This is a genomic window from Gordonia sp. IEGM753 (assembly GCF_050321825.1).
Classification (GTDB): domain Bacteria; phylum Pseudomonadota; class Gammaproteobacteria; order Pseudomonadales; family Pseudomonadaceae; genus Aquipseudomonas.
This window is the reverse complement of record NZ_JBNQGB010000008.1, coordinates 1-14,374: the sequence shown is the minus strand read 5'-3', so window position 1 is coordinate 14,374 and position 14,374 is coordinate 1. Positions and strand designations below refer to the sequence as shown.

Below are 14,374 nucleotides of genomic sequence, written 5' to 3'. Positions count from 1 at the left end.
GAGCAAGCTTGCTCCCACAAGTCTCTGTCGACTCAGACGCCGGCAATCAGCTGCCGCGCAGCCTGGCTGTGATCGGCAATCAGGCCTTTGAGGTCCAGGCCTTCAACCTGGCCATCGATGACCCGCCACTTGCCGCCAACCATTACCCGGTCTGCACGATCCGCACCGCACAGCAGCAACGCCGACACCGGATCATGGCTGCCCGAGAAGCGCAATTCATCCAGTTTGAACAGTGCCAGATCCGCCTGTTTGCCCACTGCCAGCTCACCGATATCGGTACGCCCCAGCAAACTCGCCGAGCCCTTGGTCGCCCAGCCCAACACCCGTTCCGGGGTGATCTTTTCTGCGCCGTAACGCAGTCGCTGGATGTACAGCGCCTGACGCGTTTCGAGCATCATGTTCGAGGCATCGTTGGACGCCGATCCGTCCACGCCAAGCCCCAGCAACGCGCCGGCAGCGGTCAGGTCCAGCGTCGGGCAAATACCAGAAGCCAGGCGCATGTTCGAGCTCGGGCAATGACAGATGCCGGTGCCGGCCGCGCCGAGCCGGGCGATTTCATCCGGGTTGAAGTGGATGCCGTGCGCCAGCCAGGTACGCGGGCCGAGCCAGCCGACACTGTCGAGGTAGTCGACGGTGCGCAGGCCGAAGCGTTGCAGGCAGAAGTCTTCTTCGTCGAGGGTTTCCGCCAGGTGGGTATGCAGGCGCACGTCGAGTTTGTTCGCCAGTTCAGCGCTGGCCGACATGATTTCTGGCGTCACCGAGAACGGTGAGCACGGCGCCAAGGCGATCTGTATTTGCGCGCCATCGCCACGCTCGTGGTATTCGGCGATCAAGCGCTGGCTGTCGGCCAGGATCACTTCACCTTCCTGAACCGTTTGCTGCGGTGGCAGGCCGCCGTCCTTTTCGCCAAGGCTCATGGAACCGCGAGTGAGCATCGCGCGCATGCCCAGTTCGCGAACACTTTCGACTTGCACGTCGATTGCATTTTCCAGGCCTTGCGGAAACAGATAGTGGTGATCGGCTGCGGTGGTGCAGCCAGACAACAGCAATTCGGCCAAGGCCACTTTGGTGGCGAGGGCCAGTTTTTCAGGCGTCAGGCGGGCCCAGACCGGGTACAGGGTTTTCAGCCACGGAAACAATGGCTGATTGACCACCGGTGCCCAAGCGCGGGTCAGGGTTTGATAAAAGTGGTGATGAGTATTGATCAGGCCCGGCAGGATCACATGCTCGCGAGCGTCGAAGACATGTGCGCAAGGCGTGGAAGGCTGCTGGCCGGCGGCTAGCACTTCAACGATCACACCGTCTTGCAGGACCAGGCCGCCACGGGCGTCGAGCTCGTTGGCCGTGAAGATGGCAAGGGGATTTTTTAACCAGGTACGGGTCGCAGGCATGTTGGCCGGCTCCTCTGAAAATTGGGTTCAGGGTTGCCAGCTCAGTTTTGTCCTGTCTGCTGATCCAGGTTCGCCGCGGGGGCGAGGTGCGAAGTTTCGGACAAAAGCTTGCTGTGGGCAAGTCCTGCCCGACCAGTCGACGCAATTCAATTGTAGGCGCTGGATTGCCGGCGCCTACAGAACGGCGGGGTATTTACCAGGGAATCGTTTCACCTTTGTAATTGATGAAGTGGTGTCCACCCTTGCCGGTGTAGGCGTTTACCTGGTCAATCAACCCGCGTGTGCTGGTTTCCACATCAAGGTCTGCGCCTTCGCCGCCCATGTCGGTTTTGACCCAGCCAGGGTGCAGTGACAGCACGGTGGGTTTCTGATCGCCAAGTTGCGCGACAAAACTGTTGGTCATGGAATTCAGCGCGGCTTTGCTGGCCTTGTACAACGCCAGGTCAGGAGCATCCGCTATGGTCACGCTGCCGAGTACTGAACTCATGAAGGCCAGCACACCCGATTGCGGGCGGATCTGCCCGACAAAACGCTGAGCCAGATTGATCGGTGCCACCGCGTTGGTGAAAAACAACTGGCCCACTTCGGCCATTGTCGCGCCACCGTCCGGCGTTTGCACCGCTGGGCCTTTGACCCCGGCGTTGACGAACAACAGGTCAAACACTTCGCCCTTGAGCTGTTGGCTCAAGGCAATGACTGCCTGTTGATCGTCCATGTCGAGTTTTTCAATTCGCACTTTGCCCAACGCTTGCAAGGCGTCAGCCTTCTGCGGGTTGCGCACTGTGGCGGTGACTTGCCAGCCGTCAGACAGCAGGGTTTTCACCAGGCCGAGGCCCAAGCCCCGGGATGCACCGATGATAAGTGCGTTTTTTGCCTTGGACATGGGTGGTTTCCTTGATAGTTGAGGATCACGGATTTAATGGACAACGTTGCCCCAGCCGTTGCTGCAATTCTTGTCGCAACACGCCCAGTTCATCCATTCGGGTTTCAATCAGTTTGAGTTTGTCGCGCAGCAGTTGTGTGACGGCGCTGTCCGGGTCGGGTGATTGCCATAAGGCGCCCACGCTGCTGCTAATCTCGCCGAGGGTAAAGCCCAGCCGTTGCGCCGTTTTGATGTACAGCACCAGTTGCACCATCTCTGCCGGGTAGTCGCGATAGCCGTTGGCGCTGCGTTGCGCCGCGATCAATCCGCGTTGCTCGTAGAACCGCAATGTGTCGCGGCTGACGGCGCTGGCCTGGGCTAATTCACCGATGCGCATCATGAGGTCTCAAGAAGGGCTTGACCCTGGAGCATACTCCAGGCTTTAGCCTTGTTGCTCCCTGAATTTATGGAGCGAGACGGATGTGGACTTCAACCCAATATCGACAGTTGGTGCGTGGCAGCGCCTGGTACGACTTGATCGTGACAGCGGCATTTGCAACGCCGTGGAGTTTTGCCGCGTTGCATGGCCTGATGTCGAGCGTAAGCCAGGCCTTCGATCTGCCGGGAGCGCTGCCGCCGTTTGCACCAATGCACCTGCTGATGGCGAACCTGTTGGGTTCGATCGTGTGCGTGTGGGCGGTGCTGCGCATTCGTGATCCGCAGCAGGTGTTTGGCCGGTATGACGCCGCTGGGCGTTTCCTGTTCGCCACTTGGCAACTCTATGCCTTGCTCCATGGCGCCAGTTCGCTGTTGGTGGTTTTCCTGTTTTTTGAAGTGGCGTGGGGCGTGGCTCAGGTGTTGCCTGTGCGGACGCCTTCGCGAGCAGGCGCGCTCCCACAGGGGGCGTTGTGAGCCCGATCCATTGTGGGACCGGGCCTGCTCGGGAAGAGGCCGGATCTGCTGACCGTTAATGCCCGGCCTGCCACGGTTGCCCCAGCGACATCGGTGCATACAACCGCGTGCGCACCGCATCGCGCGACAGCAATACCAACACCACAATAGTCGCGACGTAAGGCAGCATCGCCAGCAGGCTCGACGGAATCGCCAGCCCCAAACCCTGTGCCACCAGGTGCAGGATGCTGGCGAGCCCGAACAAATAGGCGCCCAGCAGCAAGCGCCACACACGCCAACTGGCGAACACCACCAAGGCCAGGGCAATCCAGCCACGGCCAGCGCTCATGTTTTCCGCCCACATCGGCGTGTAAGCCAGCGACAAATAAGCCCCGGCCAAACCGGCCATGGCCCCGCCAAACACTACCGCCAGGGTGCGCACACCCAACACCGGCAACCCCATGGCACTGGCCGCATCCGGGTTTTCGCCGACAGCCTGAATGATCAGGCCAACACGACTTTTCAGAATCACCCAGGCCACCAACGCAAACAGCGCAAACGACAAATACACCAGCAAATCTTGCGCAAACAGCATTCGCCCGATCAACGGGATGTCACTCAAATAAGGAATCGCCACGGGCTCAAAACCAGCCAGCGGTTTACCGACCCACGCCGCCCCGACAAAAGTCGATAGGCCGACGCCGAAGATCGTCAGCGCCAAACCGGTTGCCACCTGATTGGCGTTGAACACCAGCGCGACCAGTGCAAACAGCGAAGACAACAACATTCCGGCGAGCATCGCCAGCAACACACCTAGCCACAGGTTGCCGCTGTTCAGGGCGACGATAAAACCGATCACCGCGCCAAACAGCATCATGCCTTCCTGGCCCAGGTTCAGAACGCCACTTTTTTCGCAGATCAATTCGCCCAGCGCTACCAACAACAACGGTGTGCCGCAGCGAACCATGGCGTAGAAAATATTACTCAGCAGATCGATGTCCATCACAGTGCTCCTGCGGGTACAGCGGTGGCTTGCGCACGTCGAGCCCAGCGCAGGTTCAAACGCGGTCGGTAGAGAATCAGCACGTCACTGGCCAACAGGAAAAAAAGCATCATTCCCTGGAACAACTGGGTGATTGCTTGCGGCAGGTTCATGCTCATTTGCGCGCTCTCGCCACCGATGTACAGCAGCGCCATCAACAGACTGGAAAACAAAATACCGATCGGGTTCAGCCGTCCGAGAAACGCCACGGTGATCGCTGCGTAGCCGTACCCCGGCGAAACTTGCGGCACCAGTTGACCGATAGGCCCGGTGACTTCACACACGCCGGCCAACCCCGCCAGACCACCGCTGATCAGCAATGCCAGCCAGATGAGCCGCTTTTCGCGGAAGCCGACGAAACCGGCCGCGCGCTTGTCCAGGCCCAGCACTTTGATCTGAAACCCGATAAAGCTTTTCTGCAGCAACACCCACACCGCTACCAGCGCAAGCAAGGCGAAATACACGCCGGCGTGCACGCGACCGTCCTCTATCAACAGCGGCAGGCGACTGGCATCGCCGAACATTGCCGACTCCGGAAAGTTGAACCCGGCAGGATCTTTCAGTGGCCCATGCACACAAAACAGCAACAGGTTCAGGGCGATGTAATTGAGCATGATGCTGGTAAGGATTTCATTGGCGTTGAAGCGTGTGCGCAACCACGCCGTGAGCCCGGCCCATGCGGCGCCGGCCAACGTGCCGACGAGCAGGATCATCACCAATGACCATCGGCTTTGCATGTCGATAATGTTGACCGCCAGCGCACTCCCGGCCAGCGCCCCGAGCAGCAGTTGCCCTTCAGCGCCGATGTTCCAGATTCGTGCTTGATACGCCACTGCCAAACCCAATGCACACAGCAGGATCGGCAATGCTTTGACCAGTAATTCGGAAACGCCATACAGGTCGCTGATCGGTGCGATCAGCAGCGTGTGCAAGGTCAGCAACGGGTCATGACCCAACGCGATAAACAGCAGCGAGCCGCAGCCAAGTGTCAGGACTGCCGCCAGCAATGGCGAGCACCACAGCATCAGGCGTGATTGCTGGCCACGGGGTTCGAGAGAAAGCAGCATGTGAAACTCCGTTAAGCCGTGGCAGGAACAGGTGATTGAGGGGCATCGAACTGACCGGCCATCCAGCCGCCGACATCGATCAGCCGGGTGTCGCCCGTGGCCTTCAGTGGCGACAATTTCCCGCTGCACAACGCGCCGAGTCGGTCGCAAATCTGGAACAGTTCGTCGAGGTCTTCAGAGATCACCAGAATTGCTGCACCGGCGTCGCGCAAGGCAATCAACGCGCGGTGAATGGTGGCGGCCGCTCCGACGTCCACGCCCCAGGTCGGGTGCGCGGCGACCAGTAATCGCGGTTGTTGAAGAATCTCGCGGCCGAGAATGAATTTTTGCAAATTGCCGCCGGACAGGCTGCGGGCCGGCGCTTGGGCATTAGGTGTCTTGACCCCGAAGCGGCGGATGATGTCGTCGGCCAACGCGTGCACTTTGCTGCGCTGGATCAACCCGTTGCTGACCAGGCCCTGTTGAAAAGCGGTCAGTAACGCGTTGTCAGCCAGGCTCAGTTCCGGCACTGCGCCGTGCCCCAGGCGTTCAGCGGGAACGAAGGCCAGCCCCAGTTTTCGGCGCGCATCGGGCCGCAAATCGGCGACTGCCTGGCCGGCAAAATTGATGGTCAGGCCGCTGTTGCGATCCAGTCGAATTTCGCCACTGAGCAACGCCAGTAATTCATCTTGGCCATTGCCCGCGACGCCGGCGATGCCGACTATTTCGCCGCTGCGCACCTCAAGATTGATGTGCGCCAATGAGCAGCCGAACGGGTCCGGGTTGTGCCACGACAAGTTCTTCACGTTAAGAAAAACGTCGCCGCCAGTGACCTTTGGATATGGGGTGATTAACTCGGCTGCTTCGCCCACCATCAGCCGCGCCAGTTGTTGATCGGTGCACTCGGCGGGTACGCAATGCCCTGCCACCCGACCGCTGCGCAACACGGTGGCGCTGTGGCACAAGGCGCGTACTTCACCAAGTTTGTGGCTGATGAACAGGATGCTGCAGCCCTCGGCCGCGAGCCGGCGCAGCGTGACAAACAATTCGTCGGCCTCCTGCGGCGTGAGCACCGAGGTCGGTTCGTCGAGAATCAGCAGGCGTATGTCCTGCATCAGGCATCGAATGATCTCCACCCGTTGCCGTTCGCCAATCGACAAGCTGTGAACAAGTCGCTCCGGTTCCAGCGCCATGCCGTACCGCTGGGACACTTCACGAATTTTTGGCTCCAGCTGTTTCGGGGTGCCGGCCGCAGCGCCCATTGCCAGTGCAATGTTTTGCGCCACGCTCAGGGTTTCAAACAGCGAAAAGTGCTGGAATACCATGCCGATCCCCAGGCTGCGCGCCTGAGCCGGGTTGCGCATGTTGACTCGTCGTCCTTGCCAGATCATTTCACCGGAGTCGGCGTGGGTAACGCCGTAGATGATCTTCATCAAGGTACTTTTGCCGGCACCGTTTTCACCGAGCAGGGCATGTATTTCACCGGGGGCAATGCTCAGGTCGATCGCGTCGTTGGCCAGGCAACCTGGGTAGCGTTTGCTGATTGCGCGCAATTGCAGGCGCGGTGTTGGGTCGGGGATCGGCACGGGGTTGGGCATGACAGGCTCGGGTCGATGAGAGGTATGCCTGTGGATAAAGCAATTTCCTGGCCATTGAGTCAGGAAAACCTCTGGCACTTGCTCTTGCGGGCTTTAACGACGGTGTCGTTGGCTGTTCGGTTTTGCAAACCGGCACCACTTGGGTGCGAAGTCGTTGATCAGGCGCCTATTTTGCTCGCTGTAAATTGATCAAAAAACGAGCAATCTTTCGCAAGCCATGCCGGGCATGCGACGGCGACAGCCATGAACGGGTTATCCACAGATTGTTCCACAGTATTTGTGTGCAAGCCCGACGCTCGGGCATAAGCACTGCAGCGCTTTCTTCTAAAGGTGCTAAACCGCGCTAACTTATTGTTTTTTAGTGAAATTAACCTGGTCGTGGGCAAATTGGCTGAAAAATGAGCAAAGCCCGCGAAGCCGCATGACAGAAGGGTTACAGCCGAGTGTGCTCAGGTTATCCACAGCCGGGTGCACAGCAGATGTGGGCAACTGGGTCGTCAAGGCAAACGGGTGGTGGGCGTTGTTGGTGCAGTCAGCGTTGCAGCAAAATGCGCCCGCGACTCAAATCAGCGAGCAGTGTTTGCAACAGATCGATCTGCGCTTCGCCGATCGCCAATTTTAACTCGACACCGTTGGCGGTGAAGTCTTCCGTTACAACCAAACCCGCAAGCTCCGCCACGCGTAACTTCACCAGAGCCAACTCGCCGAAAGCACACGCACAGCTCACGGGCACCCGGCTGATCAGCTCAACTTTTGGTGCGGCTTGCAGGCATTTGTTTGCCCCACCGCCATAGGCTCGGGCGAGGCCGCCGGTGCCGAGCTGGATGCCGCCATACCAACGAATTACCAGCACCGCGACCTGGTCGCAATCCTGGGCATCGATGGCCGCCAGAATCGGACGGCCAGCAGTGCCGCCGGGCTCGCCGTCATCGGTACTGCGGTATTGATCGCCCAGTTTCCAGGCCCAGCAATTGTGCGTGGCGTTCGAGTCGCTGTGTTGCTCGATGAACGCTTGGGCTTCAGCGGCGCTGGATATCGGCGCGGCGAGGGTGATGAAGCGGCTTTTGCGGATCTCTTCTCGGTATTCGCAAAAGTCGCTGAGGGTAAAAGGCATAAGAGTCTTAGATAACTGGGGTGAGGCCGCAGCCTTTGAGAATAATACGGATCAGGTTGTTGCCAGCGTCTTCCATGTCTTGCTTGGTCAATTTGGTGCGTCCGCTGACACGGCAAATTTGCGTGGCGAAGTCGGCGTAATGTTGAGTGCTGCCCCATAACAGAAAGATCAGGTTCACCGGGTCAACCGGGTCCATTTTACCGGCGTCGATCCAGGCCTGGAATACCGCTGCGCGGCCCTGGAACCAGGCGCGATAATCCTGGTTGAAATACTCGGTCAGGCATTCGCCGCCGCTGATGACTTCCATCGCAAATATGCGCGACGCCTGTGGCTGGCGACGCGAAAACTCCATTTTGGCGCGGATATAGCGCGTTAGCGCCTCGCCAGGATCGTCTTGCGCTGTGAGTGTGTTGAAGGTGCTGTCCCACAACTCGATGATGTTGCTCAGCACCGCCACGTACAAACCCAGTTTGTTGGTGAAGTAGTAATGCAGGTTCGCCTTGGGCAGCCCGGCATTCAAGGCAATGGTGTTCATGCTCGTGCCTTTGAACCCATGACGGGCGAACTCGTCTTCGGCGGCTTTGATGATGGTCTCTTCGTTCTTCTGACGAATGCGGCTGGCGGGTTTGCCGCCATGAGCTGGGACTTCAAAGGTCATAGACACTTCCGAGCAAGTGGGTGGATGCAGCCAATGCGTTGATAGCGCACCCACCGAGTTCAGACAAGTCCTGTTGCTATAAAAGCTCTACACGTGCTCGATCGGGTCGCTTTTGGGTACGGAATTTGCCTCAAGCGCAGTCGTTTTCGATTCAGGCAACAACAGGCACATCAGGATTGCTGTGAGGCCACCGCTGGTGATTGCCGAGTCGAACAGGTTTTGCGCCAGTTTCGGCAGCAAATGCAAAAGACCGGGTTGTGCAGCAATGCCCAAACCGACGCCGAACGAGGTGGCGATAATCAGCATGCTGCGCCGATCCAGCGGCGCTTGGGCCAGGATGCGGACACCAGCCGCCGCGACGCTGCCGAACATGACCAGCGTTGCGCCGCCCAGAACCGGTTTCGGAATCTGTTGCAGCATCGAGCCGATCAGTGGAAACAGCCCGAGACAAAACAGTACGGCGCCAATATAGAGGCCGACGTAACGACTGGCGACGCCGGTTAACTGGATCACTCCGTTATTTTGCGCAAACGTGGTGTTGGGGAACGCACTGAACGTGGCAGCGATCAGGCAACTGACACCGTCACCGAGCACACCGCCCTTCAGCCGGTTGATATAGGTCGGCCCCGTGATAGGTTGCCGCGCGAGCATGCAGTTGGCGGTAAGGTCGCCGACGGTTTCGATAGTGCTTATCAGGTAAATCAGCGCGACTGGCAGGAATGCGCTCCAGTCGAAGTTGAATCCAAACTTGAATGGCACAGGGACGCTGATCAATGGCAGGTCAGGCAATGGTTGCAGCACCAGTTTGCCGCTGAAGTAGGCGGCGATGCTGCCCAGCACCAGCCCGATAATAATGGCCGAAAGCCTTACCCAGGGCGTGTTCGAGCGATTGAGCAGGATGATTGTCAACAACACGAACAGACCCAGTGCCAGATTGCCCGGCGCGCCGAAGTCGGGGGCGTTGAAGCCACCGCCCAGATCAGTCACGCCTACCTTGATCAAGCTGATGCCGATCAGCGTGATCACAATCCCGGTGACCAACGGTGTTATTACCCGGCTCAGTTGGCCAACGAAGCGGCTCAGAACGATCTGCACCACGGCACCGAAAAAGCACACACCGAAAATCATCGCCAGTATGTCTTCAGGGCTACCGCCTCGTTGTTTGACCAGAAATCCGGCGGACAACACGGCACCTAAAAACGCAAAACTGGTGCCTTGCAGGCAGATCATCCCGGCCCCGATCCCGAACGGCCGGCGTGCCTGGATGAACGTGCCGACACCGGACACCATCAACGCCATGCTGATCAAATAGGGCAGGTGGGCGGTCAGCCCGAGCGCCGAACCGATCACCAGTGGCGGGGTGATGATGCCAACGAAACTGGCGAGCACATGCTGCAACGCGGCGAGGATCGCGGCGAGCGGTTTGGGGCGGTCGTTGAGGCCGTAGATCAGTTCGCTGGGAGATGACGATTCTGGTTGCATGGGCGTAGGTCTTCTTTTTTGTAAGCAGGGCTGACGGGGCGCGTTCATCCTGCTTTGCAAAAAGCTGTCCAACTGCTCAGGTTATTGTCCTGCGGCCGGACTGCAGACCTTTGTTTACGGGGTTGAAGAAGATTCTCAGCGGGTTGCTGCCAGGCTCTCGAGAAAGCTTTCCAGCACCAAATGAGGGCGCCGGCCCTTACGCGTGACCGATGCGAGGCTCAGGTCATAGAAGCGTGCTTTTGGTTTCAGTGCACGCAATCGACCTTGTTGCACCCAGAGACTGGCGTAGTGATCCGGCAGGTAGCCGATGTAACGCCCGGTAAGGATAAGAAACGCCATGCCTTCACGGTCGGAAGCACTGGCGGTGCAATTGAGCGCTTGATAATGGGCCTGGATGTCGGCGGGTAAGCGGAACGTCGGCGCGATGGCGTCCTGACAGTTCAGGCGATCATCATCGAGTTGCTTGTCATCGACATAAAACAACGGGTGACCGACCGCGCAATACAGCAGCGAGCGCTCGCTGTAGAGCGGTTGATATTCCAGACCGGACAATGCGCTGGCTTGCGGCACCACGCCGACATGCAAGCGGCCGTCGAGCACACCTTGTTCGACCTCATTGGGCGCGATCATGCGGATTTGAATCTGAACGTCGGGTCCGCGCTCCTTCAATTGTGCCAAGGCGTGAGTGATGCGCATGTGGGGGAGCGTGACCAGGTTATCGGTCAGGCCGATGGTCAGTTCGCCGCGCAGGTGCTGGTGCAGGCCATTGACCTCGGTGCGGAAACTTTCCAGCGCACTTAATAGCTGCAAGGCTGACTGGTAAACCTCGCGACCTTCTTCGGTCAGCGAAAATCCCGCCCGCCCACGTTGGCAGAGCCGCAAACCCAGGCGTTGTTCAAGGTCGCTCATCTGTTGGCTGATGGCGGATCGACCTATGCCGAGCACCGACTCGGCGGCAGAAAAACCACCGCATTCCACCACGCTGCGGAATATCCGTAGCAGGCGAATATCAAAGTCGCTGACCTGTGCCAGCGGATCGGGGCGGCGAGTGCTCATAGTTTAGTAAAGGCCTGACTGAAGGTTTGAAAAATTGAATTTCACAGACTTTATCTCCGTGGCAATTTAGCTGCAAGAACGCTTTTGATCTCTACGCCGCTTATTGCCCTGCGAGGTTTTGCTGATGAACATGCCCGAAAACGCCCGCTCTCCTTTGGCCAGCCAGCTCAAGCTTGATGCTCACTGGATGCCTTACACCGCCAACCGCAATTTTCAGCGCGACCCACGCTTGATCGTCGCCGCTGAAGGCAGTTGGCTGACCGACGACAAGGGGCGCAAGGTGTATGACTCGCTGTCCGGTCTGTGGACTTGCGGCGCCGGGCACACTCGTAAGGAAATCCAGGAAGCGGTGGCCAAGCAATTGGGCACGCTCGATTACTCGCCTGGCTTCCAGTACGGCCATCCGCTGTCGTTTCAACTGGCGGAAAAAATCACTGACCTGACCCCGGGCAACCTGAACCACGTGTTCTTTACCGATTCGGGTTCCGAGTGCGCGGATACCGCGGTCAAAATGGTCCGCGCTTACTGGCGCCTGAAAGGCCAGGCGACTAAAACCAAGATGATCGGTCGTGCGCGTGGTTATCACGGCGTAAACATTGCCGGCACCAGCCTTGGCGGTGTGAACGGCAACCGCAAAATGTTCGGCCAGGCGATGATGGACGTCGATCACCTGCCGCACACCTTGCTGGCCAGCAATGCTTACTCGCGTGGCATGCCAACGGAGGGCGGTATCGCGCTCGCCGATGAATTGCTCAAGCTGATCGAGCTGCATGACGCTTCCAATATCGCCGCCGTGTTTGTCGAGCCTATGGCGGGTTCTGCGGGTGTGCTGGTTCCGCCTCAGGGTTACCTGAAACGCCTGCGTGAAATCTGCGACCAACACAATATTCTGCTGGTGTTCGACGAAGTGATCACCGGTTTTGGCCGTACTGGCTCGATGTTCGGTGCGGACAGCTTCGGCGTGACGCCGGACCTGATGTGCGTCGCCAAGCAAATCACCAACGGTGCAATCCCGATGGGCGCGGTGATAGCCAGTTCCGAGATCTATCAGACGTTCATGAATCAGGCGACGCCTGAGTACGCGGTCGAGTTCCCGCACGGTTATACCTACTCCGCGCACCCGGTGGCTTGCGCCGCTGGGCTGGCAGCACTTGACCTGCTGCAAAAGGAAAACCTGGTACAGAGCGTGGCCGAGGTCGCCCCGCATTTCGAAAATGCACTGCATGGCCTGAAGGGTTCGAAAAACATCATCGACATCCGTAACTACGGTCTGGCCGGCGCGATTCAGATTGCCCCGCGTGACGGCGACGCGATTGTGCGTCCGTTCGAAGCAGGCATGGCGCTGTGGAAAGCAGGGTTCTATGTACGCTTTGGTGGCGACACTCTGCAGTTCGGCCCAACGTTCAACAGCAAGCCGCAAGACCTGGATCGCCTGTTTGATGCGGTCGGCGAAGTGCTGAACAAGATCGACTGATTTCTCATCGAGTCCCTCTATATAGAAGGGCGCTCTTTAAAGGGCGCCCGTGAGTAAACTTTTTGGAGTTTTGCATGAGCCTTATCCCGCATTTGATCAATGGCGAACTGGTGACCGACAACGGCCGTACTGTTGACGTGTTTAACCCGTCGACGGGTCAGCCGATCCATAAAGTGCCATTGGCCAGCCGCGAAACCATTCAACAGGCGATCGACGCGGCCAAGGCTGCATTCCCGGCCTGGCGCAACACGCCACCGGCCAAACGTGCGCAGGTGATGTTCCGCTTCAAGCAACTGCTGGAGCAAAACGAAGCGCGCATCTCGCAATTGATCAGCGAAGAGCATGGCAAGACACTGGAAGATGCCGCGGGTGAGCTGAAGCGCGGGATCGAGAACGTCGAGTTCGCTTGCGCTGCCCCGGAAATCCTCAAAGGCGAATACAGCCGTAACGTTGGGCCGAACATTGATGCCTGGTCGGACTTCCAGCCGTTGGGCGTAGTGGCCGGTATCACGCCATTCAACTTCCCGGCGATGGTGCCGTTGTGGATGTATCCACTGGCAATCGTCTGCGGCAACTGCTTCATCCTCAAACCGTCCGAACGTGATCCAAGTTCCACGCTGCTGATTGCCCAGTTGTTGATCGAAGCAGGTTTGCCTAAAGGCGTGATGAGCGTTGTGCACGGCGACAAGACTGCGGTGGATGCGCTGATCGAAGCGCCGGAAGTCAAGGCACTGAGCTTTGTCGGTTCGACGCCGATCGCCGAGTACATCTACGCCGAAGGCACCAAGCGTGGCAAACGTGTTCAGGCGCTGGGCGGCGCGAAGAACCATGCGGTGCTGATGCCGGATGCCGATCTGGACAACGCTGTCAGTGCATTGATGGGCGCCGCTTATGGTTCTTGCGGTGAGCGTTGCATGGCGATCTCGGTTGCTGTGTGCGTGGGTGATCAGGTCGCTGATGCGTTGGTGGCCAAGTTGGTGCCGCAGATCAAGGCGCTGAAAATCGGTGCGGGCACCTCTTGCGGCCTGGACATGGGGCCACTGGTTACCGGGCAGGCGCGCGACAAGGTCAGCGGCTATGTCGATGATGGCGTTGCTGCAGGTGCCACACTGGTGGTCGATGGTCGTGGCCTGAGTGTTGCGGGTCACGAAGAGGGCTTCTTCCTGGGTGGCTGCTTGTTCGATAACGTCACGCCGGAAATGCGCATCTATAAAGAAGAGATTTTTGGGCCAGTACTGTGTGTCGTCCGGGTGAGCAGCCTGGAAGAGGCGATGCAACTGATCAACGATCACGAGTATGGCAACGGTACCTGCATCTTCACCCGTGACGGCGAAGCGGCACGTTTGTTCTGCGATGAAATCGAAGTCGGTATGGTTGGCGTCAACGTGCCACTGCCAGTGCCAGTGGCTTATCACAGCTTTGGTGGCTGGAAGCGTTCGCTGTTTGGCGATCTGCACGCCTACGGTCCGGACGGCGTGCGGTTTTACACGCGCCGCAAGGCCATTACCCAGCGCTGGCCGCAACGCGCCAGCCACGAGGCTTCGCAATTCGCGTTCCCTAGCTTGTAAGTAGAAGGGTAAGAGGCCGGCACTCCTTATCGGTAAGGGGCGCCGGCCTTCGTGTTTCTGGGGTTTTTTGACCGATATGACAGATTTGTGAATTTAGGTGTTGACGGGAAATCCTGGACGTCTATAATTCGCCCCACTTCCGGCGCAGTCGAAACGGAAAACTCCTTGGTAAACAATGAGTTACGCAGTTTT

At 58.6% G+C, this 14,374-nt stretch carries 13 protein-coding genes; 3 read left to right on the top strand and 10 right to left on the bottom strand.

The window, feature by feature from the left end; translation table 11 throughout:
* Positions 1-32 precede the first annotated feature (32 nt).
* The 3 genes from ACQR3R_RS27325 to ACQR3R_RS27315 form a co-directional block, all read right to left on the bottom strand.
* Entirely contained in the window at positions 33-1,391 is a 1,359-nt protein-coding gene (locus ACQR3R_RS27325) for an 8-oxoguanine deaminase (RefSeq protein ID WP_428277255.1), read from the bottom strand.
* Positions 1,392-1,584: 193 nt separating this feature from the next.
* Positions 1,585-2,274: an SDR family oxidoreductase gene (locus ACQR3R_RS27320; protein ID WP_428277254.1), complete on the bottom strand. Its 690-nt coding sequence runs from the start codon at positions 2,272-2,274 to the stop codon at positions 1,585-1,587.
* A 25-nt stretch (positions 2,275-2,299) separates the two neighbouring features.
* On the bottom strand, positions 2,300-2,653 hold the full coding sequence (locus tag ACQR3R_RS27315; protein ID WP_428277252.1) for a MerR family transcriptional regulator: 354 nt from the start codon (positions 2,651-2,653) through the stop codon (positions 2,300-2,302).
* An 80-nt stretch (positions 2,654-2,733) separates the two neighbouring features.
* Between ACQR3R_RS27315 and ACQR3R_RS27310 the strand changes: the two genes are divergently transcribed.
* On the top strand, positions 2,734-3,165 hold the full coding sequence (locus ACQR3R_RS27310) for a hypothetical protein (RefSeq protein ID WP_428277250.1): 432 nt from the start codon (positions 2,734-2,736) through the stop codon (positions 3,163-3,165).
* 55 nt (positions 3,166-3,220) lie between these two features.
* Here the strand turns inward: ACQR3R_RS27310 and ACQR3R_RS27305 are convergent, their stop codons facing one another.
* The 7 genes from ACQR3R_RS27305 to ACQR3R_RS27275 all read right to left on the bottom strand — a co-directional run bounded on the left by ACQR3R_RS27305 (position 3,221) and on the right by ACQR3R_RS27275 (position 11,140).
* Entirely contained in the window at positions 3,221-4,147 is a 927-nt protein-coding gene (locus tag ACQR3R_RS27305; protein WP_428277248.1) for an ABC transporter permease subunit, read from the bottom strand.
* Positions 4,147-5,253 carry an ABC transporter permease subunit gene (locus ACQR3R_RS27300; RefSeq protein WP_428277246.1) on the bottom strand — a complete coding sequence of 369 codons (1,107 nt, stop codon included), beginning with the start codon at positions 5,251-5,253 and terminating at the stop codon, positions 4,147-4,149. The genes ACQR3R_RS27305 and ACQR3R_RS27300 overlap by 1 nt, the downstream gene beginning before the upstream one ends.
* 11 nt (positions 5,254-5,264) lie before the next feature.
* Positions 5,265-6,830: an ATP-binding cassette domain-containing protein gene (locus tag ACQR3R_RS27295; protein ID WP_428277244.1), complete on the bottom strand. Its 1,566-nt coding sequence runs from the start codon at positions 6,828-6,830 to the stop codon at positions 5,265-5,267.
* Between the two features lie 532 nt (positions 6,831-7,362).
* Positions 7,363-7,944, bottom strand: a complete 582-nt coding sequence (locus ACQR3R_RS27290; protein ID WP_428277242.1) for a YigZ family protein — start codon at positions 7,942-7,944, stop codon at positions 7,363-7,365.
* Positions 7,945-7,951: 7 nt separating this feature from the next.
* Positions 7,952-8,602 (bottom strand): TetR family transcriptional regulator C-terminal domain-containing protein, encoded by a 651-nt coding sequence (locus tag ACQR3R_RS27285; protein ID WP_428277240.1) that lies wholly within the window; start codon positions 8,600-8,602, stop codon positions 7,952-7,954.
* 87 nt (positions 8,603-8,689) lie between these two features.
* Positions 8,690-10,084 carry a solute carrier family 23 protein gene (locus tag ACQR3R_RS27280; RefSeq protein ID WP_428277238.1) on the bottom strand — a complete coding sequence of 465 codons (1,395 nt, stop codon included), beginning with the start codon at positions 10,082-10,084 and terminating at the stop codon, positions 8,690-8,692.
* A gap of 135 nt (positions 10,085-10,219) precedes the next feature.
* Positions 10,220-11,140, bottom strand: a complete 921-nt coding sequence (locus tag ACQR3R_RS27275) for a LysR substrate-binding domain-containing protein (protein WP_428277236.1) — start codon at positions 11,138-11,140, stop codon at positions 10,220-10,222.
* A gap of 124 nt (positions 11,141-11,264) precedes the next feature.
* On the opposite strand from ACQR3R_RS27275, the gene ACQR3R_RS27270 reads away from it, so the two are divergent.
* On the top strand, positions 11,265-12,614 hold the full coding sequence (locus ACQR3R_RS27270; RefSeq protein ID WP_428277234.1) for an omega-aminotransferase AptA: 1,350 nt from the start codon (positions 11,265-11,267) through the stop codon (positions 12,612-12,614).
* A gap of 74 nt (positions 12,615-12,688) precedes the next feature.
* Positions 12,689-14,182, top strand: a complete 1,494-nt coding sequence (locus ACQR3R_RS27265) for a CoA-acylating methylmalonate-semialdehyde dehydrogenase (protein WP_428277232.1) — start codon at positions 12,689-12,691, stop codon at positions 14,180-14,182.
* The last annotated feature ends 192 nt before the right edge of the window (positions 14,183-14,374 follow it).

Excerpts from the sequence above, each read along its gene's own strand:
- ACQR3R_RS27315 (WP_428277252.1), bottom strand. The coding sequence starts at position 2,653 with ATGATGCGCATCGGTGAATTAGCCCAGGCCAGCGCCGTCAGCCGCGAC.
- ACQR3R_RS27305 (WP_428277248.1), bottom strand. The coding sequence starts at position 4,147 with ATGGACATCGATCTGCTGAGTAATATTTTCTACGCCATGGTTCGCTGC.
- ACQR3R_RS27320 (WP_428277254.1), bottom strand. The coding sequence starts at position 2,274 with ATGTCCAAGGCAAAAAACGCACTTATCATCGGTGCATCCCGGGGCTTG.
- ACQR3R_RS27300 (WP_428277246.1), bottom strand. The coding sequence starts at position 5,253 with ATGCTGCTTTCTCTCGAACCCCGTGGCCAGCAATCACGCCTGATGCTG.
- ACQR3R_RS27325 (WP_428277255.1), bottom strand. The coding sequence starts at position 1,391 with ATGCCTGCGACCCGTACCTGGTTAAAAAATCCCCTTGCCATCTTCACG.
- ACQR3R_RS27290 (WP_428277242.1), bottom strand. The coding sequence starts at position 7,944 with ATGCCTTTTACCCTCAGCGACTTTTGCGAATACCGAGAAGAGATCCGC.
- ACQR3R_RS27310 (WP_428277250.1), top strand. The coding sequence starts at position 2,734 with ATGTGGACTTCAACCCAATATCGACAGTTGGTGCGTGGCAGCGCCTGG.
- ACQR3R_RS27265 (WP_428277232.1), top strand. The coding sequence starts at position 12,689 with ATGAGCCTTATCCCGCATTTGATCAATGGCGAACTGGTGACCGACAAC.
- ACQR3R_RS27280 (WP_428277238.1), bottom strand. The coding sequence starts at position 10,084 with ATGCAACCAGAATCGTCATCTCCCAGCGAACTGATCTACGGCCTCAAC.
- ACQR3R_RS27270 (WP_428277234.1), top strand. The coding sequence starts at position 11,265 with ATGAACATGCCCGAAAACGCCCGCTCTCCTTTGGCCAGCCAGCTCAAG.
- ACQR3R_RS27285 (WP_428277240.1), bottom strand. The coding sequence starts at position 8,602 with ATGACCTTTGAAGTCCCAGCTCATGGCGGCAAACCCGCCAGCCGCATT.
- ACQR3R_RS27295 (WP_428277244.1), bottom strand. The coding sequence starts at position 6,830 with ATGCCCAACCCCGTGCCGATCCCCGACCCAACACCGCGCCTGCAATTG.
- ACQR3R_RS27275 (WP_428277236.1), bottom strand. The coding sequence starts at position 11,140 with ATGAGCACTCGCCGCCCCGATCCGCTGGCACAGGTCAGCGACTTTGAT.